This is a genomic window from Flavobacterium sp. Root420 (genome assembly GCF_001427905.1).
GTDB lineage: Bacteria > Bacteroidota > Bacteroidia > Flavobacteriales > Flavobacteriaceae > Flavobacterium.
On sequence record NZ_LMEF01000030.1, the window covers coordinates 266,518 to 288,728 of the forward strand.

18 protein-coding genes are annotated in these 22,211 nt (G+C 32.9%); 14 read left to right on the forward strand and 4 right to left on the reverse strand.

The features are described from left to right. Window positions 1-204 precede the first annotated feature (204 nt). From ASC72_RS18605 to ASC72_RS18625, 5 genes are all read left to right on the forward strand, one after another. A complete protein-coding gene (locus ASC72_RS18605) occupies window positions 205-4,692 on the forward strand; it encodes a translocation/assembly module TamB domain-containing protein (protein ID WP_241775757.1) in 4,488 nt (1,495 codons plus the stop codon). 307 nt (window positions 4,693-4,999) lie between these two features. Beyond that, window positions 5,000-5,986, forward strand: a complete 987-nt coding sequence (gene pfkA / locus ASC72_RS18610; RefSeq protein WP_056194295.1) for a 6-phosphofructokinase — start codon at window positions 5,000-5,002, stop codon at window positions 5,984-5,986. 96 nt (window positions 5,987-6,082) lie between these two features. Next, window positions 6,083-7,087, forward strand: coding sequence for a type I glyceraldehyde-3-phosphate dehydrogenase (gene gap, locus ASC72_RS18615; protein ID WP_056194298.1), 1,005 nt, complete (start codon window positions 6,083-6,085; stop codon window positions 7,085-7,087). 129 nt (window positions 7,088-7,216) lie between these two features. Then, window positions 7,217-8,068: an N-acetylglucosamine kinase gene (locus ASC72_RS18620; RefSeq protein ID WP_056194301.1), complete on the forward strand. Its 852-nt coding sequence runs from the start codon at window positions 7,217-7,219 to the stop codon at window positions 8,066-8,068. Window positions 8,069-8,078: 10 nt separating this feature from the next. Then, on the forward strand, window positions 8,079-8,453 hold the full coding sequence (locus ASC72_RS18625; protein ID WP_056194557.1) for a methylglyoxal synthase: 375 nt from the start codon (window positions 8,079-8,081) through the stop codon (window positions 8,451-8,453). Here the strand turns inward: ASC72_RS18625 and ASC72_RS18630 are convergent. Continuing rightward, a complete protein-coding gene (locus ASC72_RS18630; protein WP_056194303.1) occupies window positions 8,434-8,814 on the reverse strand; it encodes a RidA family protein in 381 nt (126 codons plus the stop codon). The two genes, ASC72_RS18625 and ASC72_RS18630, sit on opposite strands and share 20 nt — an antisense overlap. A 25-nt stretch (window positions 8,815-8,839) precedes the next feature. Further along, entirely contained in the window at window positions 8,840-11,536 is a 2,697-nt protein-coding gene (locus tag ASC72_RS18635; RefSeq protein ID WP_056194561.1) for a putative LPS assembly protein LptD, read from the reverse strand. Between the two features lie 82 nt (window positions 11,537-11,618). On the opposite strand from ASC72_RS18635, the gene ASC72_RS18640 reads away from it, so the two are divergent. The 8 genes from ASC72_RS18640 (at window position 11,619) to ASC72_RS18675 (ending at window position 19,311) form a co-directional block, all read left to right on the forward strand. Next, complete coding sequence (locus ASC72_RS18640; protein ID WP_056194564.1) at window positions 11,619-12,740, forward strand: N-acetylmuramoyl-L-alanine amidase; 1,122 nt, start codon at window positions 11,619-11,621, stop codon at window positions 12,738-12,740. 50 nt (window positions 12,741-12,790) lie between these two features. After that, window positions 12,791-13,756 carry an MlaD family protein gene (locus ASC72_RS18645; RefSeq protein ID WP_056194308.1) on the forward strand — a complete coding sequence of 322 codons (966 nt, stop codon included), beginning with the start codon at window positions 12,791-12,793 and terminating at the stop codon, window positions 13,754-13,756. A 6-nt stretch (window positions 13,757-13,762) separates the two neighbouring features. Beyond that, complete coding sequence (locus ASC72_RS18650; RefSeq protein WP_056194311.1) at window positions 13,763-15,100, forward strand: (Fe-S)-binding protein; 1,338 nt, start codon at window positions 13,763-13,765, stop codon at window positions 15,098-15,100. 135 nt (window positions 15,101-15,235) lie between these two features. Continuing rightward, on the forward strand, window positions 15,236-16,027 hold the full coding sequence (locus ASC72_RS18655; protein WP_056194314.1) for a (Fe-S)-binding protein: 792 nt from the start codon (window positions 15,236-15,238) through the stop codon (window positions 16,025-16,027). Between the two features lies 1 nt (window position 16,028). Continuing rightward, window positions 16,029-16,631 carry a hypothetical protein gene (locus tag ASC72_RS18660; RefSeq protein ID WP_056194317.1) on the forward strand — a complete coding sequence of 201 codons (603 nt, stop codon included), beginning with the start codon at window positions 16,029-16,031 and terminating at the stop codon, window positions 16,629-16,631. Window positions 16,632-16,712: 81 nt separating this feature from the next. Further along, window positions 16,713-17,195 carry a hypothetical protein gene (locus ASC72_RS18665; RefSeq protein ID WP_056194321.1) on the forward strand — a complete coding sequence of 161 codons (483 nt, stop codon included), beginning with the start codon at window positions 16,713-16,715 and terminating at the stop codon, window positions 17,193-17,195. Between the two features lie 530 nt (window positions 17,196-17,725). Further along, entirely contained in the window at window positions 17,726-18,862 is a 1,137-nt protein-coding gene (gene bshA, locus ASC72_RS18670; protein ID WP_056194324.1) for an N-acetyl-alpha-D-glucosaminyl L-malate synthase BshA, read from the forward strand. A 26-nt stretch (window positions 18,863-18,888) separates the two neighbouring features. After that, window positions 18,889-19,311 carry a protease complex subunit PrcB family protein gene (locus ASC72_RS18675; RefSeq protein ID WP_056194326.1) on the forward strand — a complete coding sequence of 141 codons (423 nt, stop codon included), beginning with the start codon at window positions 18,889-18,891 and terminating at the stop codon, window positions 19,309-19,311. 118 nt (window positions 19,312-19,429) lie between these two features. Here ASC72_RS18675 and ASC72_RS18680 read toward each other — a convergent pair whose 3' ends face one another. Beyond that, complete coding sequence (locus tag ASC72_RS18680; RefSeq protein WP_056194329.1) at window positions 19,430-19,927, reverse strand: hypothetical protein; 498 nt, start codon at window positions 19,925-19,927, stop codon at window positions 19,430-19,432. Window positions 19,928-20,088: 161 nt separating this feature from the next. Continuing rightward, a complete protein-coding gene (locus ASC72_RS18685; RefSeq protein ID WP_056194332.1) occupies window positions 20,089-20,916 on the reverse strand; it encodes a UDP-2,3-diacylglucosamine diphosphatase in 828 nt (275 codons plus the stop codon). Window positions 20,917-21,104: 188 nt separating this feature from the next. Between ASC72_RS18685 and aroC the strand changes: the two genes are divergently transcribed. Then, a complete protein-coding gene (aroC, locus tag ASC72_RS18690; protein WP_056194335.1) occupies window positions 21,105-22,163 on the forward strand; it encodes a chorismate synthase in 1,059 nt (352 codons plus the stop codon). The last annotated feature ends 48 nt before the right edge of the window (window positions 22,164-22,211 follow it).

The window sequence follows — 22,211 nt, forward strand, 5'->3', positions numbered from 1 at the left end:
AAAGGCACGAATTTTGGATTATATTTGACAAATCAAATTTTTAATTTTCTTTGACTGTAAGGAGAAGCCAAAATTAAAGAATTTTTATCAAAAACAGTCGCTCTTTGTCTGTTCAAAGTGAATTTAAAAGAAAACTAAAATTAAGAAGCTATCAAAAAAGTAAAGAAAATAATATCAAGAACCCTAATTGGGTTAATTTTACTTTTGTTGGCGCTTGCTATAACGCTGTCTTTGCCTATAGTTCAGACTAAAATTGCCCAATATGTTACTACTTCCCTAAACGAGGATTTTAAAACCGATATTCATGTTGATAAGGTTGCGATAAACATTTTTGGCGGAGTAAAACTTAAAAAGGTTTTGATCTATGATCATCACAAAAAAGTTTTAATCTACTCTGATATTATTTCTACCGACATTTTAAGCATCAAAAGATTATTAGATGGTGATCTAATTTTTGGCGATTTGCGTTTAACCGGTTTAATTTTTAATTTGAAAACCTATAAAGGGGAAAATGAAAACAATATCAATAAGTTTATACGACTTTTTGATTCTGATAAACCTTCCAAAACAAACAGGCATTTTTTACTGACTGCTAAAAATGCTTATATTTCAAAAGGAATTTTTTCTGTCACTGACGAAAATAAAAAAACGCCTAAATTTTTGGCGTTCACAAAGCTTAATGCTTACATCAGTGATTTTAACTTATATGGTCCTGATGTAAGTACTATAATTCATCGTTTTTCATTTTTGGATCATCGCGGTCTTTACGTTTCTAATTTTGCCGGGAAATTCAGTTATACCAAAAAACAGATAAAAGTTGAAAATTTAGCTATAAAAACCAAAAGATCATCTATTTATGGTCAGGCAATTTTAAATTATAAAGTAGAAGATTTTTTAAATTTTACTGATAAGGTAAAGTTTGATGTTCGAATTGATTCATCATCAATTGCAACAAATGATCTTCGTTATTTTTATGATGGGTTAGGAAAAAATCAGCATTTTAAGCTTAAAACAAAATTAAAAGGACCTCTTAATAATCTTAATCTAAGAGGCTTGAGACTTACAGATACTAATGGTTCGAGAATTGTTGGTAACATAAATTTTAAAAACCTTTTAGGGACCAAGGAGCAAAAGTTTTCTATGGAGGGTAAGTTTGACAGATTGATTTCCAGTTATGATAATATGGTTGCTTTGCTTCCAATTGTTTTAGGTAAAAGACTCCCACAAGAGTTAAAAAGAATAGGGAAATTTACGATCATAGGAAAGGCAAAAGTTTCAACAACTGCAGTAGAAGCCAATTTTAAAATGGTTACCGATTTAGGAGGCGGTAATGTTGATCTGCATCTAAATAATATGGATTTTATTGATAAAGCATCTTATTCGGGAAATATTGTCCTGGAGAATTTTGATGTTGGCGCTTTATTAAATCGAAAAGATATAGGAAGAACAACTTTAAATTTAGATGTTGATGGCGTAGGCTTTACAGAGAAATACCTTAATACCATTATAAAAGGTGACATTGCTAAATTAGACTATAATAAGTACACCTATAATAATATAGTAGTCAATGGTAATTTTAAATTGCCTTATTATAAAGGACAAATTTCTGTAAATGATCCTAATTTATCCATGACGTTTGATGGTTTGGTAGATTTAAGTACGCGTGAAAATAAATATGATTTTCATATCAATGTGGAGAATGCAGATTTACGCAAACTTAAATTTATAAACGATTCTATTTCGCATTTTACCGGCGATGCAGTTGTTCAGGTTTCAGGAAATTCAATAGAAAATCTTCAGGGAAATATTTATATAAAGGATGCTGTTTACCAAAATCCAAAAGCAACTTACGAATTTGATGAATTAACGATCAATTCAAGTTTTGATGCTGATAGGTTACGAACCATAACGATTAATTCTACTGATATTGTTGATGGTAAAATTGTGGGTAAATTTCAGTTTGCGCAATTAGACAAATTAGTAATGAATTCCGTTGGAAGTCTTTACACAAATTATAAACCTTATAAAGTTAAAAAGGGACAGTTTTTACGTTTCAATTTTCATGTGTATGATAAAGTTGTTGAGATGTTATATCCTGAAATCAATGTTGACTCGTCTACGGTTGTTCGTGGTAAAATTGACGCCGATTTAAATGAATTTAAGTTTAAATTTAAATCGCAAAAAATTACAGCTGCAAAAAACACGTTTGATAATATCCGGGTTAGTATTGATAATAAAAACCCACTTTATAATGCGTTTGTAGAGTTGGATAGTATTAAAACGCCGTATTACAAAATACGCGATTTTAGTTTGATTAATGTAACTTCAAAAGATACTTTGTTTGTTCGTTCAGAATTTAAAGGAGGAGAAAAAGGCCAGGATTATTATAATCTTGATTTGTTTCATACTATAGATAAAAACAAAAATAATATAGTCGGTATCAAAAAATCTGAAATGAAATTTAAAGACTACTTATGGTATTTAAATGAAGAAGAAGCAGAAGATAATCAGATTGTTTTTGATAAAAATTTCAAAAACTTTACGATTAACAATATTGTTTTGTCCCACGAAGATCAAAAAATTGATTTAAACGGAGTTTTAAAAGGCAGTGATTATAAGGATATAGTGCTGAATTTTGAAGATGTTGATATTAATAAAATTACACCGTTAAATTCAAAATTTGTTTTTAATGGTAATTTAAATGGGAATGTGAATTTTAAGCAGAATAAAGATGTTTATCAACCTACAGCTTCGATTGTTATTGATCATCTTAATTTAAATAACACAGAACTAGGAACTTTGGATTTTGATATTTCCGGAGATGAGAATCTGAGAAAATTTACTATAAATTCCTCCATTCACAATGGTTTTACAGAATCATTTAATGCCAGTGGAACCTTTGCAATTGAAAACAAAGAAACTTTTCTGGATCTAAATCTAAAACTCGAAGGATTTAATCTGGCAACTTTAGGAACAGTTGGTAAAGATGTTTTATCAAATGTTCGTGGATCTGTTTCAGGAAATGCAGCTGTTGTAGGGAATCTAAAAAAACCTGAAATTAACGGAAGGCTGTATGTTGAGAAAGCGGGGATGACTATTCCTTATCTGAATACGGATTATGAGTTGAGTGATCGAACTGTAATTGATTTAACTGATGAGAAATTCTTATTCAGAAATAATCAATTAACAGACACAAAATACGGAACAAAAGGATTGCTAAATGGAAGTATCGAACACCATAATTTTGGAGATTGGAAATTAGATTTAACCATTACTTCAAAACGATTATTGGCACTTGATACTAAAGATAGTGATGATGCAGCTTATTTTGGTACTGCTTTTATAAATGGTACAGCAAGTATAAAAGGGCCGACAGAAAATTTATTTATAAAAGTTGATGCAAAATCAGAGAAAGGTACCGAAGTCAAAATTCCTATTAATAATGTACAAAGTGTTGGAGAAAGCAGCTGGATACATTTTGTAACACCAAAAGAAAAATACAATTTAGCAAATGGTATTGTAGAAAAAACCAGAAACTATAATGGTCTTGAACTGGAATTTGATTTTGATATCACGCCTGATGCAGAAGTAGAAGTAATTCTGGATCGAAATTCCGGACATGGAATGAAAGGAAAAGGATACGGATCGTTATTATTTAAAATTAATACACTCGGTAAATTTAATATGTGGGGAGATTTCCAGGCATATGAAGGAACTTATAATTTTAAATACGGAGGTTTAATTGATAAAAAGTTTGCAGTTAAAAAAGGAGGGTCAATCATTTGGGAAGGAAACCCGATGAAAGCTCAGTTAAATTTAGAAGCCGTTTACAGAACATCAGCAAATCCGGCGGTATTGTTGGAGAATTCTTCGTTCAATAAAAAAGTGCCTGTAGAGGTGGTTATTGGTTTAAGAGGAGATTTAGCAAGTCCGGAGCCAAATTTTGATATTCAGTTTCCATCTGTAAGTAGTGTTTTAAAATCCGAGATACAATATAAGTTAGACGATAAAGATGTGCGGCAAACGCAAGCTTTATATCTATTGTCAACAGGTTCGTTTATGAGTCCGGACGGATTTAATCAAAGTGATTTATCAGGAACATTTGCCGAAACAGCTGCCAGTTTATTAGGTGGAATCATAAAATCGGATAATGATAAATTTAATATCGACCTGAATTTTATTTCCGCAGATAAACGAATAGGTCAGGAAGCCGATGGTCAGTTCGTAGCAAATATTTCGTCTCAGATTAATGAGAAAATTTCAATTAACGGAAAAGTGGGTGTTCCTGTTGGAGGAGTAAATGAATCGGCAATCGTAGGAGACATTGAAATACTTTACAGGGTAAATGAAGATGGATCGATGAACCTTCGTCTGTTTAATAAAGAAAACGACATTAATTATATAGGACAAGGAATTGGTTATACACAAGGTGTCGGTATTTCATATGAAGTTGATTTTGATACTTTCAGTGAATTGGTAAATAAGCTGTTTAAGAGTCATAAGCTTGAAAGAACTTTAAAAGACTCTCCAGATGATTTACAAGATTCCAATTTGAATCCGGATTATATAAATTTCTCTAGTAAAAAAGAGGCTGATAAGAATAAAAAGAAGACGGATAAAAAGGAAGAAGAAAAGCAGCCACAGACTCAAAATAACAATCAGGGATTAATTCCGGATAATGACGATTTTTAAGCTTTTGATAAAAAAGTACAATTATAAAACCATTCGCTGCAACGAATGGTTTTTTTGTGTTAATTTTAGATGCTTCAATTTTTTCGGAAAATAAGGAAACGACATAATTTTATAACACTTCATTTATGTATTGTTAATTTTAAGGATTTAATTAAAATAAGGGGCTTTTATTATTTTAAATGAATTTTTTCATATCAAAAAACTTATTAACGAAAACGTTTGAATTTAACATATTTTATTAATTTATTACAATCATAACCTGAAAAGTGGTGAATGTTTGCTAATTTTACACTTTAATACTTAAATAATGCCAAAAACAATAAAAAAAGTTGGTGTTCTAACCTCAGGAGGAGATTCACCTGGAATGAATGCCGCAATACGAGCAGTTGTTCGAACATGTGCTTATCATAATATAGAATGCATAGGAATTTATAGAGGGTATCAGGGAATGATCGAAGGAGATTTTAAGGAAATGGGCCCTCGAAGTGTAAATAATATTGTAAACAAAGGTGGGACGATCTTAAAATCGGCTCGTTCTGTTGAGTTTAGAACCCCTGAAGGTAGAAAAAAAGCTCATGAAAACCTTGTAAAAGCCGGAGTTGATGCTTTGGTTGTTATTGGAGGAGATGGAAGTTTTACCGGAGGTTTAATTTTTAATGCTGAATATGGCTTTCCTGTAATGGGAATTCCGGGTACAATTGATAATGATATTTTTGGTACAACTCATACGTTAGGTTATGATACTGCTTTAAATACTGTAGTAGATTGTATCGATAAAATCAGAGATACTGCAAGTTCACATAATCGTCTGTTTTTTGTAGAGGTTATGGGTAGAGATGCAGGGCATATCGCTCTTAATGCAGGTATTGGAGCTGGTGCCGAAGAAATCCTTATTCCTGAAGAAGATTTAGGTTTAGACAGATTGCTAGACTCTCTTCAAAAAAGTAAAGCTTCAGGAAAATCATCAAGTATAGTGGTAATTGCTGAAGGTGATAAAATTGGTAAAAATGTATTCGAATTAAAAGATTACGTTGAAGCTAATTTGCCTGAGTACGACGTAAGAGTTTCTGTATTGGGACACATGCAACGTGGTGGTTCACCATCTTGTTTTGACCGTGTTCTGGCAAGCCGTTTAGGTGTAAAAGCAGTTGAGTCTTTAATAGAAGGAAAATCAAATTATATGGTTGGACTTCGTGAAGATAAAGTGGCTTTGACACCATTAGAGCAGGCAATTAAAGGTAAATCTGAAATTGATAGAGAATTATTAAGAGTGTCTGACATCATGTCAACATAAAATAAATAAAAAAGTTTAAAAAAGGAAAGAAGTTTATTGTGAGGAAATTAGACTTTAAATTAGTGTAACAAAAACAAAAGCAAAAAATTTAGTAAAATGTCAAAAGTAAAATTAGGAATAAACGGATTCGGACGTATCGGAAGAATCGTTTTTAGAGAAACTTTCAATAGAGATAATGTAGAAGTAGTTGCAATCAACGATTTGTTAGATGTTGATCACTTAGCTTACTTATTAAAATATGATTCAGTTCACGGTCGTTTCAACGGAACTGTAGAAGTAAAAGAAGGAAAACTGTATGTAAACGGAAGAAATATCCGTATCACTGCAGAAAGAAATCCAGCTGACTTAAAATGGAATGAAGTTGATGTTGATGTAGTTGCTGAATGTACTGGTATCTTCACAACTATTGAAACTGCAAATGAGCACATTAAAGGTGGTGCTAAAAAAGTAATTATTTCTGCTCCATCAGCAGATGCTCCAATGTTTGTAATGGGAGTAAACCACGAGACAGCAAAAGCTACAGATTTAGTAGTTTCTAACGCTTCTTGTACTACAAACTGTCTAGCTCCTTTAGCTAAAGTTATTCATGATAATTTCGGAATTGTAGAAGCTTTGATGACAACTGTTCACGCTACAACTTCAACTCAAATGACAGCTGATGGTCCTTCTAGAAAAGACTGGAGAGGTGGACGTGCTGCAAGCATAAACATCATTCCATCATCTACTGGTGCTGCAAAAGCGGTTGGAAAAGTAATTCCTGAATTGAATGGAAAATTAACTGGTATGGCTTTCCGTGTTCCTACTGCTGACGTTTCTACGGTAGATTTAACTGTAAAAGTGGCTAAAGAAACTTCGTATGAAGAAATTATGGCTGTTTTAAAGAAGGCTTCTGAAACTACAATGAAAGGTATCTTAGGATATACTGAAGATGCAGTTGTTTCTCAGGATTTTATTTCTGATAAAAGAACTTCAATCATTGATGCTACAGCTGGAATTGGTTTAAATTCAACTTTCTTCAAATTAGTATCCTGGTATGATAATGAGTACGGATACTCTAGTAAATTGATTGATTTATCTGTGCACATTGCAGGTTTAAAATAAAATTATATAATTTTGCAAAATCCCGTTATTTCAAAGTAACGGGATTTTCTTATTTTGTTTCGTCTTTAATTAATGTAAAAAATACACTTTTAATTTATTGAAGAAAAACTAATCCAAAAACAAAAAAAAATGAAATTAATAGTTGATAGTGGGTCTACTAAAGCCGATTGGATTGCAATTGATGATAATGGAAAGGTATTATTCACGACACAAACTTTGGGATTAAACCCTGAAATTCTTGACGGTCCGGAAATTATTGAAAGACTAAACGATCGTTTTGATATTTTACAAAATAAAAAAAATGCATCACATTTGTTTTTTTACGGAGCAGGATGTGGTACTGACAGAATGAAAATTGCATTGACACAAATCTTTCAGGAGTATTTTGTTAACGCAATTGTAGAGGTTCATGAAGATACTTATGCTGCAGTTTATGCAACAACTCCAAAAGGAGAACAGGCAATAGTAAGTATTCTTGGAACAGGTTCTAACTGCAGCTATTTTGATGGAAAAGTATTGCATCAAAAAGTTCAATCATTAGGTTATATTGTAATGGATGATTGTAGTGGAAATGTTTTTGGAAAAGAATTAATCAGAAAATACTATTTCAATAAAATGCCTAAGGAATTAGCTATTGAATTTGAAAAGGAATATGATGTAGATCCTGATTTTATTAAAAATAAACTATATAAAGAACAAAATCCAAACGCTTATTTAGCGACTTTTGCAAAGTTCTTAATCAAACATAAAGACACTGATTTCTGCAAAAAAATTATTTTCAAAGGAATGAAATCTTTCGTTAAAAATTACATCAAGCAATTTGATAATTGTAAAGAAGTACCTGTACATTTCGTAGGTTCTATCGCTTTTTATTTAAAAGACGAATTACAAGAAACATTTGATAAATATGAACTTCAATTAGGGAATGTTTTAAGAAGACCAATTGACGGACTAATTGCCTACCATGTTGCTAATCAATAGTTCTGGTTTTATGGAGATTGCGATTATTGCTCATGACGGTAAAAAAGCTGATTTGATTAATTTTTTAATTAAGAATTCAGATGTTTTACATCATGAAAAAATAAAATTAATTGGTACGGGAACTACAGGGGGGAAAGCGGAAGCTGCGGGATTTAAGACGCAAAGAATGCTTTCAGGTCCTCTTGGTGGTGATGCCCAAATTGCAGGAAGAGTTGCAGAAGGAATAACTCAAATGGTGTTCTTTTTTAAAGATCCCTTATCGAGCCATCCTCACGAGGCAGATATTAATATGTTGATTCGCGTTTGCGATGTACATAATGTGCCGCTGGCAACGAATGAAGCAACGGCACAATTATTATTAGATGCTATTGCACAGCAATTATAGAAATTTCAACATTCACATTTTTTGGCAAACATGCCACTTGAACCGTTTCACGAGCTGGAGCGGTTTTTTCGTTAAAATAAGACCCGTAGATCGTATTAATAGCGCTAAAATTATTCATATCCATAATGAAAATAGTCGCCTTAACAACGTTTTCAAAAGTCATGTTTGCAGCTTCCAGAATAGCAGCAATGTTCTCCATTACCTGCTTTGTTTCGTCATTGATGTTTTCAGTAACAAGCTCTCCTGAAGCTGGATTTATAGCAATCTGACCAGAAGCATATAGCGTATTTCCTGATAATACGGCCTGATTGTATGGCCCGATTGGAGCGGGAGCTTTTTCGGTAAAGATGATTTTTTTCATAATAATTATTTTAATAGAATATAAATTATCGGTTTGAAGTACTTCGTTTATTCCACTTGATGTCGCTAAGAACTCCTGATTTGATTCCGATAAAGAAATTCCAGTTTGAGTTAGGACCTAGTGGTGTCCAGTTGAAAGCCATTCTCCAGCTTAATAAATCTCTTTCAAAACGAAATTGTGTGAAAGTAACCCCTTTTTGAACGAAATCGTAACCGCTGGAAACTCCACCTTTCCATTTAGGCGTAATATCCATATTGATAGAAACCATGATAGAATTTCCGGTTATTTTACTTTCTCTGTTTATGTTCGAATAAGTTAAGGAGTAAGCCATTGTCATATCCCACGGGATCTTCGAATTAAAGAATTCGGTTATAACATCTTCGCCATCATCTTTTTCCTCTGCAAACTGACTTTTACGGCTATCATTTAAGTCTGTATTAGTCCCAAATAAATCATCTTTACGACCACCATTCCGCTCACTTTGTTTGTTTTCTTCCTTGACTCCTTTATTTGAAAAAGAGTAGTTTAATGTTAGGTTAGCACTTGTCATTCTGAACAAACTCCCACCATTTTCAATGTTGTAAACGTTCATTTTTTTTCCAGAATTATCAATCGCATAAGGATCTAAAGTCGCACCAAAATTAACATTCATTTTGTTGTCAAAAAGTTGAGTTCCTCCACTTACCAATACAGGTTGCCATGCAAGTATGTCTTTGCCATCAGCATTAAAATTATAGCTGGTGCTAAAATTTAAGTTGTTTAGCAACATTATTTTTTTAGGCTCTGTCTTTGTGCTGTCACGATCTCTCACTTTGGCTTCAAAAGTATTACTTAAGGCAATACCAACAATGTTAGAGTTTTCTTTACTAGGAGCTCCGTAAACGCCTCCATCAAAGCGTGAGTAGGAGTTTGATATTCTTCCTGAAGCATCAACATAGTAATTATCGTAATATTTTTCGAAACTAGGAGTGTATGCGTACGTAATAGAAGGCCTCATTACGTGGCGGATAGATTGGATTCTTTTGTCTTCTCCAAAGTTAAAAGTACCGTAAATCGTAGTTCCTAAATTAGAACTGAAATTGTAAGTTCTGAAAGCATCAAAACCGTTTATAGTCTGATCGACAACTTTGTTTTGTGTTGGGTCGTAATTTTTGTGTATTGTTTTTGTAACCCAGGTTTCCTGGTAGTTTGTTGATGCTCCTGCACTAAAATACTTAAATATTTTAAAGTTGGTACTAATTGGAATCGATTGTTGAAGTCCAATTTGTGCGTCTCTAAACATTTGAGGTTTAAAGAATAAAGAATCAGTGGTGACAAATCTATTTTGTCCGGTTACATTGTACTGTAAGTTAATATTTTTAATAAGGCCTTTTTTAACACCATCTTTACCAACAAAAGGATAAACACGATCAATACTACCTTGTAAGGACGGCAATGTCATTTGAATTTCTTCTGTTTGTGTATTTTGCTGGTGTGTGGCCGTTAATGCAATACGAGCCCCGGGAATTGTATTGAAAGTTTTATTATAAGAGATAGACGAACTTAAAGTGTTGTTCAAATTTGAACCTACGTTTGCCTGATTAATAGATTGTTTAAAGTATTTACTACTACCCATATTTACAGAAGCAGAAAAACTTGAGTTAGGATTTGATTTGGTATCTTTTGAATGTGACCACTGGATATTGTAAATATTTTGCTTTGAATAATCAGGGTAGCCTCTTTCGCTACTGATCAAATTCTCAAAACGAACATTTACATTCCCACGATACTTGTATTTTTTTGCATATGAAGATTCAAAGCGCATGGCATAACTTCCGTTTGTATAGTAATCTCCTAAAACGGTCAGGTCATAATTATCGCTTAAAGCAAAGTAGTAACCACCATTTTGCAAAGAGAAACCCCTTGTATTGGAGTCATTGTAACTTGGTACAATGATTCCTGAAACACTCTTTTCCTGACTCATAGGGAAGTATGCAAAAGGTAAGGCAAGAGGAGTAGGGACATCTGCAATGACCATATTGGTTAAACCTGTAACTACTTTCTTTCCCGGAATAAACTTTACTTTATTGGTCTGAAAGTAATATTCAGGATTGTCTACATCGCTTGAAGTTGTAAAGCGCGCGCCTTTTAAGAAATAAACAGAATCATTTTCTTTTTTAGTAACAGCGGCCTTGATTTTAAATTCGCCTTGTTCTGTTCTGGAATTATAGATTAATGCTTTTTTTGTTTTAAAATTAAAACGAATAGAGTCTGGCTGAACCTCACTTGCTCCTTGTTTAAAATTAGGAAATTGACTCAAAACACCTGCAGAATCTTTTATTCTTCCTGCATAGACTTCATCTTTTTCATAATTTAAAACAATTATACCCGATTTTAACTCTACGTCTTTATAGTATAATTCAGCTTCGTTATATAAAGTAATGAGTTTGTGTTTCTGATCGATTTTCGCATAATCCTTGGCCCTGTACTTTACTTTTCCGTCAAGAAAAGTCTTTTTAGGTCTAACAGTGTCCAGTTTTACGGTATCTTGTACAGTGGTTGTGGTTTTATCTGTTTGTTTTTCAGCAGGTAATGCGTTTTTTTTGGTTTTTATCTCTTGCGAATATAATTTACCACATCCTAGTGTTAGGAAAAATGATAATAAAACGATATTAAATAAGTTTGTATGCAAAGGTTTAAATGCTATTTTTGTAAAAGTATGGCTTGTTTTTTGACATGTCAAACTTACATATAATTTTTTGGCAAAAATAATCAATTGTAAAAATTATAGCAGTTGCATTTTATTAAAATTAACTTTTAGATTTATGAACATATTTAACAAAACTAGGCTAATATTTAGTTTTTTTCTAACTATAATTTCATTTTGCGCATACAGTCAGGCAAATGTTTTTAAGGTAACACTTGATGCCGGACACGGTGATCATGACTTTGGAGCCGTCTATAGCGGAAGAATCGAAAAAAATATTGCATTGGCCATTGTGTTAAAAGTTGGAAAAATTTTAGAAGACAGTCCAAATGTTAATGTCATTTATACCCGTAAAACGGATGTTTTTATCGATTTGGTCGAAAGAGCTAATATTGCCAATCGAGCTAACTCGAATATTTTTGTTTCTATACATTGTAATGCCAATAAAAATACTGCAGCAGACGGAACAGAAACCTATGTAATGGGTTTGAGTAAAGTCGCTTCGAATCTTGAAGCTGCGAAAAAAGAGAACTCGGTAATTACTTTAGAGAAAGATTATAAACGTAAGTATGAAGGTTATGACCCTAATTCTCCGGAATCAATGGCGGCAATGACTATAATGCAAGAAGAATATTTAGATAATAGTATTGCATTGGCTAGTAAAATTGAGGATAATTTTGACCGTTTAGGAAAGAAACTTCGTCAGGGTGGCGTAAAACAAGCCCCTTTTATGGTACTTCATAAAGCGTATATGCCTAGGGTTTTAGTTGAAACCGGTTTCGTTTCGAACCCTACGGAAGGAAACATTTTAAATTCAGAAGAAGGTCAAAATGATATCGCCAAAGCTATCGCCGAAGCAATTATAAGTTACAAAAGGGAGTATTTTGGTTCTGGAGTTCCGGAAGTAATGGATGCCAAACCAGCAAAAGATACTGCTAAACCAAAAACAGTTATAGCAGCTCCGGCAACAAACAAAAATGCAACAAAAGGAACTATCTTTAAAGTGCAATTAATTGCCAGTATTAAAAAGACACCTTTAGAGCCAAAGAACTTTAAAGGACTGAAAAATGTGACAATGTTGTATGAAAATAATATTTATAAATATTTCTACGAGGAAACTTCAGATTATCAGGCGGCACAAAAATATTTGCAAGAAGCTAAAAGTAAAGGATATGGAGCTTCTTTTTTAATAGCATACAAAGACGGAGAAAAAATCAGTATTCAGGACGCCACTAAATAATAGCCACAAGTTCGAATATTTATATTAATTTTGTACAAACACTTAGAATTTTGAAACTAACAAGAGAAATTAAAACGGCTATTTTAGTCATCGCGTCAATTTTATTATTTATTTGGGGCTACAGCTTTTTAAAAGGCAGAGATCTTTTTACAAATTACAAAACATTATATGTAGAATATGATAATGTTGAAGATTTATCACAATCAGCACCGGTAACCTTAAACGGATTGGGAATTGGTAAAGTAAATAAAATTACAATCAACGAAACAACAGGTAGATTATTAGTTGAACTTCAGTTAAAAACTGATTTTCCAATTTCTAAAACCAGTAAAGCAGCATTATATTCTCCGAGTTTAATTGGAGGAAAACAAATTAAAATTATTCCGAATCTTGCGGATAAAGATCCTGCGGTTGATGGGCAAACGTTGGAAGCAACTATTGAATTGGGATTAACTGAATCTTTAGGCGGTAAAATAGAGCCAATAGAGCAAAAATTAAATCTAATGCTGGCGAACATAAATACGCTGGTTGGTGGGTTAAACAATGTTTTGGATAAAAAAGGTCAGGAAGATTTGAAAAAGTCGTTGTCAGAATTGAGTCAGACCATGGAGCAATTTCATAGAGCTTCAGGAAGTCTTAATTCTATTTTAGATACTAACAAAGCACAGATTAATGGAGTTGTGGCAAACTTTAATAAAATGTCAAGCAACTTCAATAAAATATCAGATTCTTTAAGTAAAGCCGATTTAGGAAAAACAATTAGAAACTTAAACCAAACTTTAACAAAAGTAGATGGTATTATGGCTAACCTAAACTCAGGAAAAGGTTCTGCAGGTAAATTATTGAATGATGATGCTTTGTATAATAATTTGGCTAAAACTTCAAAAGAGCTTGAATTATTATTGCAGGATGTTCGATTATATCCAACACGTTATGTAAATGTTTCTCTTTTTGGAAAGAAAAATAAACCATACGTTTCACCTGTAAAAGATGCCAATACAACCGACAAAAAATAATAAGGAATGAGTTATTTAGATAATATTTTATTCGCTATACTTCTGATAGCTGGTTTTGGCTTTTTTGCTTCAAGTGTAAAAAAAATAATCAGAAACATAAAATTAGGAGTTAATGTAGATCGAAAAGACAATCCGAAGGCACGTTGGGCAAACATGGCATTGATTGCTCTTGGACAATCGAAAATGGTGAAACGTCCGGTGGCCGGTGTATTGCATATTGTGGTATACGTTGGATTTATTATCATAAATATCGAATTACTTGAAATTATCATTGATGGATTATTTGGAACTCATAGAATTTTTGCGCCTTATTTGGGTGTAGTTTATGATGTTTTAATTGCTTCATTTGAAATATTGGCAATACTGGTAATCTTTGCTGTTACAGTTTTCTGGATTAGAAGAAATGGTATTAGATTGAAACGTTTTATACATTCAGATTTAAAAGGTTTTCCTAAAAGTGATGCTAACTATATTCTGTATTTTGAAACAGTATTGATGATTTTGTTTTTATTGATGAACGCTTCTGATTTGCATTTACAGAATGTTCCGGGAGGATTTTCTCATTTTCATAAAGCAGGAACTTTTCCTGTGAGTCAATTTATTGCTCCAATGTTTAACGGAATGTCAAATGAGTTGGTTATGATGTTGTTTGAAGTTTTCTGGTGGGTTCATATTGCTGGTATTTTAGTTTTTATGAACTATTTATACTTCTCAAAACACCTGCATATTCTTTTGGCTTTTCCAAATACTTATTTTGCAGATTTAAATCCGAAGGGGAAATTTGATAATTTAGAATCGGTTACCAAAGAAGTAAAGTTAATGATGGATCCAAATGCTGATCCGTTTGCGGCAGCTCCGGTTGATGAAAATGCTGCGCCGAGTAAATTTGGTGCAAGCGATGTTCAGGATTTAAACTGGGTTCAGCTACTGAATGCGTATACATGTACAGAATGTGGACGTTGTACATCAGCATGTCCGGCAAATCAAACAGGTAAAAAATTGTCTCCTCGTAAGATTATGATGGATACAAGAGATCGCTTACAAGAAGTAGGAAAAAATATTGATACCAATAAAGGTGTTTTTGTTCCGGATAGCAAAACACTACTAAACGATTATATAACACCAGAAGAATTGTGGGCTTGTACGTCTTGTAACGCCTGCGTTGAAGAATGTCCGGTGAACATTAGTCCGTTGTCTATTATTATGGATATGCGTCGTTATTTAGTGATGGAACAAAGTGCTGCTCCAATGTCATTGAATGCTATGATGACTAATATTGAAAACAATGGAGCGCCATGGCAATACAGTCAGCAAGATAGATTGAACTGGAAAAACGAGAATTAGAATTAAGGTTTAATTGGTTATTTGTTTAACCGTTTAATCTATTGGAATAGAATATTTAAGGTTTTTTTAGTGGCGGCTATAGTAAGGAGTACAACTAGCCAAATAAACGATTAACCGATTTAACAACAAAAGAAGATGTCAGAAAGTTTAGTAGTGCCAACAATGGCTGAAATGCTAGCCGAAGGAAAACAGCCAGAAGTTTTATTTTGGGTGGGTTGTGCAGGAAGTTTTGATGATAGAGCAAAAAAAATTACCAAAGCATTTGTACGTATTTTAAATCGTACCAATGTTTCATTTGCAGTTTTAGGCACAGAAGAGAGTTGTACCGGAGATCCTGCAAAACGTGCTGGAAATGAATTTTTGTTTCAAATGCAGGCCATGATGAATATCGAGGTTTTAAATGCATATGAAGCTAAAAAGATTGTTACAGCTTGTCCGCATTGTTTTAATACTTTAAAAAATGAATATCCTGAGTTGGGTGGTCAATATGATGTTATTCATCATACAGAATTTTTAAAGTCATTAATTGATGAAGGAAGATTGACTGTTGAAGGCGGTCAGTTTAAAGGAAAAAAAATCACTTTTCACGATCCTTGTTATTTAGGAAGAGCAAATAAAGTATATGAAGCACCAAGAGATTTAATTCAGAAATTGGATGTTGAATTGGTTGAAATGAAGCGTTCAAAAGCAAACGGATTATGTTGTGGAGCAGGTGGAGCACAGATGTTTAAAGATGCTGAACCAGGAAACAAAGAAGTGAACGTATTGCGTACTGAAGATGCCTTAGAAGTACAACCAGATATAATAGCAGCGGGTTGTCCGTTCTGTAATACCATGTTAACCGACGGTATCAAACATCAGGAAAAAGAAGGACAGGTTAAAGTTATGGATATTGCTGAACTAATTGCTAATGCTCAGGATTTATAAAATGAAGAAAAATATATTTTTGCTAATTGTTTTATTTTCTAATATCGTTACCTATTCTCAGGATGTGTTAAAAGTTATTGCAAAAGAAACATGTGAATGTCTAGATGCTAAAAAGCTTAAATCGGATAATTTTACTGGAGATGAATTAAAAGCTGCAGTTGGATTATGCATGATTAAAAGTTATTCTGATCATATGTCAGAATTTAAAGCTGATGAAAAGGTAAAATTTTCTGATAAGGAAGGAATGAGTAAGTTAGGAGAAGCTGTTGGCGTAAAAATGCTGGAAGTTTGCCCTGCTATGATTTTGGAATTAGGGAAAGGGTCAAAAGACGATGTTCAAGTTAAAGAACAAGATGCTTTTATTGTTGGTGAGGTAACCGATATAAAATCGGAGCAGTTTATGACTTTACAAATGATGGATCAAAATGGAAGAAATTATAGTCTCCTTTTATTGGATTATTTTGATACAGCATCATTACTAACTAATAATGAAATTAAGAAAAAAGACAAGCTTAAAGTAAGTTATACCGAAATTGAGTTATTTGATATTAAAGTTAAAGAGTTTAGAGCCTTTAAAATACTTACAAAATTAGAGAAACAATAAGTAAGGTTATAAGTTTTTTGAAACTTTAAACCTGAAATTTTCAAAGAATCTAAAATCAACAATCTAAAATCTAAAATTAAAATGTATATACCTTTTGAAAATTTACCTGGTGAATCCAGAGTTTGGATTTATCAATCAAACAGAAAATTTTCTGAGGAAGAATTTTCTGAAATAGAGACTGACCTAAAAGCTTTTGTTGAGGAATGGGCAGCGCATGGAACAAGTTTAGAGGCTTCGTATTTATTGAAATACAACCGATTTATTATTTTGGCTGTAAATCAGGATGTACAGGCTGCTACAGGTTGTTCTATCGATAGTTCTGTTGAATTTATTCAGAGTCTGGAGAAAAAGTACAACGTTGATTTGCTAGATAAAATGAACGTGACTTTTAAAAATGGAGAACATATTGCACATAAAACATTAATTGATTTTAAGAAAATGGTGAAAGACAAATCGGTTTCTGAGAATACGATTGTGTTTAATAATTTGGTGAACAATATCGAAGAATTTAATGAATCTTGGGAAGTGCCTGCCGCTGATAGCTGGCATAGCAGGTTTTTCTAAGAAATTATAAAAAATATTTGAAGGCATAAAATTTAGATTTTATGCCTTTTTTGTTAGATTAAATACTTAGAAAACATAAAAAAAATGAAGATAAGAACGATAAAAATAATTATAATACTTTTCATTCTGATCATTATTGGATATTTAGTATTGGATTATTATACAGGTAGAATGTTTTATGGTTTGCATCCACCTGATTGAAAAAATAATTATCAAATTTTCAAACATTAAGTTCTTATGAAAACTAAAACCTCTAATCTAGCCCCGATGGGAGCGATATCCTTTTGTGCCGGGGTTCGGCACAAAAGATATAGCGGACAGCGGGACCTATCGTTCTTTTGAAAATCAATCTTCTGCTCCTGATGAAAGTTATGAATTAATACATTAGAAATAAAAAGGTAAGTAAGTCTATTAATCTAAAGATCTAACAATCTAATAATCTGATAAATCAATAATTCACAAAAATCTAACAATTGAAAACTTTAATTAAACGTGATTTTTGAGTACTTTCGTAGGACTAAATTTAATACATGAAAATAGCAATAGTTTGTTATCCGACATTTGGCGGTAGTGGGGTTGTAGCCACAGAATTAGGCCTCGAATTAGCCAGACGCGGACACGAAATCCACTTTATTACCTACAGTCAGCCAGTTAGGTTGGCACTTTTAAATCCTAATGTTCATTATCACGAAGTAAACGTTCCTGAATATCCTCTTTTCCATTATCAGCCTTATGAATTGGCATTGTCAAGCAAATTGGTTGATATGGTAAAATTATATAAAATTGAAGTGCTTCATGTGCATTATGCAATTCCTCATGCCTATGCGGGTTATATGGCGAAGCAAATGTTGAAGAACGAAGGAATTAATCTTCCGATGATTACTACACTTCACGGAACGGATATTACACTGGTTGGAAATCATCCATTTTATAAACCTGCTGTAACTTTCAGTATCAACAAATCAGATTATGTGACTTCGGTTTCGCAGAGTTTGAAAGATGATACGTTGAAATTATTCAAAATCAAGAATAAGATAAAAGTTATTCCGAATTTTATTGAGTTGGATAAAGTGAAAACGGATCCAACCGCGCCTTGTCATCGTTATGTAATGGCAAAGGAAAATGAGCGCATTATTACCCATATCAGTAACTTTAGAAAAGTAAAGCGTATTCCGGATATTATTAAGATTTTCTATAATATCCAGAAAGTGATGCCGGCTAAATTAATGATGGTAGGTGATGGTCCTGAAAAAGAGAAAGCAGAAATTTTGTGCATGGAATTGGGGATTTACGACAAAGTAATTTTCTTTGGAAACAGTAATGAAATCGACAAGATTTTATGTTTAACTGATTTGTTTTTACTTCCATCAGAAACAGAAAGTTTTGGTTTGGCAGCTTTAGAAGCAATGGCTTGCGGTGTTCCAGTAATTTCCAGTAATTCAGGGGGACTCCCGGAAGTAAATTTTGATGGCGTTTCCGGATATTTAAGTAATGTTGGAAATGTTGAGGAAATGGCTGCAAATGCGATTAAAATCCTGGAAAATGATGAAGTTTTAAATCAATTTAAAGTGAATGCCCTTGAAGTGGCGAAGAAATTTGATATTAAAAACATACTTCCAATATACGAAGCTTTGTATCAAAAAGCAATTGATGATTATAAAGAGTAGAAACAATAATTTTAAAATAAACGTAAATGAAAAAAGTAATTTCGGTTTTAGCAGTTTTTGTTTTAATTTCTTGTGGAGCAAAAAAAACATCAGATTCAAAGGCATTGTATGAAGTTTTAACAACGCAATCAGACGGAGGTGGAAATATTAAATTTTATGAGATTTTGACTGAGCCAAATGAGATCAAAATGTTAGAAAACGATCCTCTTTTGTCCGATAAAATGAAACAGACTGATATTAATACTTCTAACTATGTTATTTTGAACATGGGAGAGAAAAATACCGGTGGATATTCTATTGGGGTTGAAAAAGTAGAAGAAACCGATAAAAATATTATTATTACCGTGAAAGAAAATAACCCGGCTCCGGATGCTATGACAATGCAAGTGATTACTTATCCTTATACAGTTGTGAAAGTTCATTCAAAAAAAGAGATTATTATTAAATAATTTCCAGAGAGACAATATCCAAGAAGCGCACTTCGACTTAGCTCAGTGTGACAAATAAAAAAAACCTGTCGTAATTAAAGCGACAGGTTTTTTTTACAATTATTTTTTAATTTTTATTTTAGAATTTGAATTTGATTCCTAAACCAACATCAAATCCAAAGTTGTCATCGTCATAATATCCTGAACCAATTTCTGGTCTTGCATCTAATGATAATAAAATTGGCACTTCTTTAAAGCCGTATTCAATACCAATATCCCCTGCAGCAAAAACGTAAGTTCCGCTATCATTATATTTTACATTATTGTTGTAGTAATCATGATCCCAGGCAGCGATACCACCACCAACACCGGCATACCAGTTAAAACCTCCGTCAATGTTCCAAACCCATTGGTAAAGAGCAACTCCTTTAATGGCATCTACATCACTACTGTTTCTCCATCCTAAATCAAACTCAAGTCTGTTTTTTTGATTTAATCCTCTTTGGTATGATACTTCTCCTCCAAATCCGTTATTGTCTCCTAAACGTAATCCAAGGGCGTTTTTAGCAATGTCTTGTGCTTGAGCCATAAACGCTAATCCAAATAGCATAATGGCAGATAAAATGATTTTTTTCATAAAAATGGTTATTAATTTTTGTCAAATGTATAATTAGGACCAATCATATAACGTATAAGATTCTTTTAAATTGTTATATAATTCACATTTTTATGCATTTTCCGCCGGGCTTTTAGAAGTGCGAGGCCAATAATAACGCTATGTTTCTTGTTTCTAGATAGTTATTTCTTAGTTACGAATGAAGTAATTAACTGAGAAGCAACAATATCCTCCATTTCAAATAAATTTTCATCTTCTCCAGTCAAATTTGATTCAGCGTAAGAAAATAATTTCCAACGTTTTTTATGATATTCTAAGGCTGTTAAATTTTCAACCCAATCCCCGGAATTTAAATATAAAGTTGATCCGTGTTTGTTTTCTATAGTAGCGATTTTTGGCTCGTGAATATGTCCGCAAATTACATAATCGTATTTTTTTTCTATTGCTAAATCGGTTGCCGTGGTTTCAAAATCAGAAATAAACTTAACTGCTTTTTTTACACTGGCCTTTATTTTTTTAGAAAAGGAATAAGGTTCACGACCTAATTTTGCTAAACACCAATTGGCAAATCGATTGCTCAGGATTAAATAATCGTACCCTAAACCACCTAATTTTGCAATCCATTTGGAGTGCTGTACAGAAGCATCAAACACATCTCCATGAAAAATCCAGGCTTTTTTATCGTCTAAATCTAAAACTAGTTTATCTAACAAGGCAAAATTTCCCATATTCATATCGCTGAATTTACGGAGGATTTCATCGTGATTTCCGGTGATGTAATACACTTTTGTGCCTTTAGTAGCCATTCCGATAATTCGCTGAATAACTCTTAAATGCGCTTTAGGGAAATATGATTTTCTAAATTGCCAGGCATCAATAATGTCGCCGTTTAAGACTAAAGTTTTAGGTTTAATGCTTGATAAATAGTTGTTTAGTTCTTTGGCATGGCTTCCGTATGTTCCTAAATGAACATCTGAAAGAATAACCAATTCGACATTTCTTTTTTTCAATTTTTCTTAATTTGAAGTTTAGCAAATAAAAGAAAACTGAAATGGTTTTGCTTTATCAAAAGGTTATCAATTTGGCTTCAATTTTAATAAATTATGATTTTTAGGCAACTTAACCTTTACTTAATAATACCAACTTTAAATTTTTTAATTTAATTCATAAAACTTACATTTGCTCAAAACAAATTACAATGGCAGGAAATAGCTACGGCACCCTATATAAAGTTACAACATTTGGAGAATCTCATGGTGAAGCTTTAGGCGGAATTATTGATGGATGTCCATCAGGAATACAACTTGATTTAGAAGCAATTGAAGTTGAAATGTCCCGAAGAAAACCAGGACAATCGGCAATTGTAACGCAAAGAAAAGAACCAGACGCAGTTCAGTTTTTATCTGGAATTTTTGAAGGAAAAACAACCGGAACTCCAATTGGTTTTATTATCCCAAATACCAATCAAAAATCAGATGATTATTCGCATATTAAAGATAATTACAGACCAAGTCATGCCGATTACGTATACGATCAAAAATATGGTTTTCGTGACTATCGCGGAGGTGGAAGAAGTTCTGCAAGAGAAACCGCTAGTAGAGTAGTAGCAGGTGCCATTGCTAAACAAATGTTGCCTGAGATTAAAATTAATGCTTACGTTTCTTCTGTTGGGCCAATTCATTTGGATACTCCTTATCAGGATTTGGATTTTTCAAAAATTGAAAGTAATCCTGTTCGTTGTCCTGATGAAAAATCGGCTGCAATTATGGAAGAATATATTCGCGATATCCGTAAACAAGGGGACACTGTCGGGGGCGTTGTTTCTTGTGTAATTCAGAACGTTCCGGTTGGTCTAGGCGAACCAGTTTTTGATAAATTGCACGCGGAACTTGGTAAAGCAATGCTTTCTATCAATGCGGTAAAAGGTTTTGAATACGGAAGTGGATTTTCAGGATCTGAAATGAAAGGAAGTGAGCACAATGACTTATATAATCCTGACGGAACTACAAAAACAAATCTTTCTGGCGGAATTCAGGGTGGAATCAGTAACGGTATGGATATCTACTTTAGAGTAGCCTTCAAACCTGTTGCAACTATCATGCAGACCCAGGATTCATTAGATAATAAAGGAAATATTACGCCAATGACAGGTAAAGGCCGTCATGATCCGTGTGTAGTACCTCGTGCAGTGCCAATTGTTGAGGCAATGGCGGCGATTGTTTTGGCTGATTTTTATTTGATCAACAAAACATATTAATAAAAGTTAAGGCAGTGAGGGTCTTAATATTTTAATTTAAAACAAACA

Excerpts from the sequence above, each read along its gene's own strand:
- pfkA (WP_056194295.1), top strand. The coding sequence starts at position 5,000 with ATGCCAAAAACAATAAAAAAAGTTGGTGTTCTAACCTCAGGAGGAGAT.
- gap (WP_056194298.1), top strand. The coding sequence starts at position 6,083 with ATGTCAAAAGTAAAATTAGGAATAAACGGATTCGGACGTATCGGAAGA.
- ASC72_RS18620 (WP_056194301.1), top strand. The coding sequence starts at position 7,217 with ATGAAATTAATAGTTGATAGTGGGTCTACTAAAGCCGATTGGATTGCA.
- ASC72_RS18625 (WP_056194557.1), top strand. The coding sequence starts at position 8,079 with ATGGAGATTGCGATTATTGCTCATGACGGTAAAAAAGCTGATTTGATT.
- ASC72_RS18630 (WP_056194303.1), bottom strand. The coding sequence starts at position 8,814 with ATGAAAAAAATCATCTTTACCGAAAAAGCTCCCGCTCCAATCGGGCCA.
- ASC72_RS18640 (WP_056194564.1), top strand. The coding sequence starts at position 11,619 with ATGAACATATTTAACAAAACTAGGCTAATATTTAGTTTTTTTCTAACT.
- ASC72_RS18650 (WP_056194311.1), top strand. The coding sequence starts at position 13,763 with ATGAGTTATTTAGATAATATTTTATTCGCTATACTTCTGATAGCTGGT.
- ASC72_RS18655 (WP_056194314.1), top strand. The coding sequence starts at position 15,236 with ATGTCAGAAAGTTTAGTAGTGCCAACAATGGCTGAAATGCTAGCCGAA.
- ASC72_RS18660 (WP_056194317.1), top strand. The coding sequence starts at position 16,029 with ATGAAGAAAAATATATTTTTGCTAATTGTTTTATTTTCTAATATCGTT.
- ASC72_RS18665 (WP_056194321.1), top strand. The coding sequence starts at position 16,713 with ATGTATATACCTTTTGAAAATTTACCTGGTGAATCCAGAGTTTGGATT.
- bshA (WP_056194324.1), top strand. The coding sequence starts at position 17,726 with ATGAAAATAGCAATAGTTTGTTATCCGACATTTGGCGGTAGTGGGGTT.
- ASC72_RS18675 (WP_056194326.1), top strand. The coding sequence starts at position 18,889 with ATGAAAAAAGTAATTTCGGTTTTAGCAGTTTTTGTTTTAATTTCTTGT.
- ASC72_RS18680 (WP_056194329.1), bottom strand. The coding sequence starts at position 19,927 with ATGAAAAAAATCATTTTATCTGCCATTATGCTATTTGGATTAGCGTTT.
- aroC (WP_056194335.1), top strand. The coding sequence starts at position 21,105 with ATGGCAGGAAATAGCTACGGCACCCTATATAAAGTTACAACATTTGGA.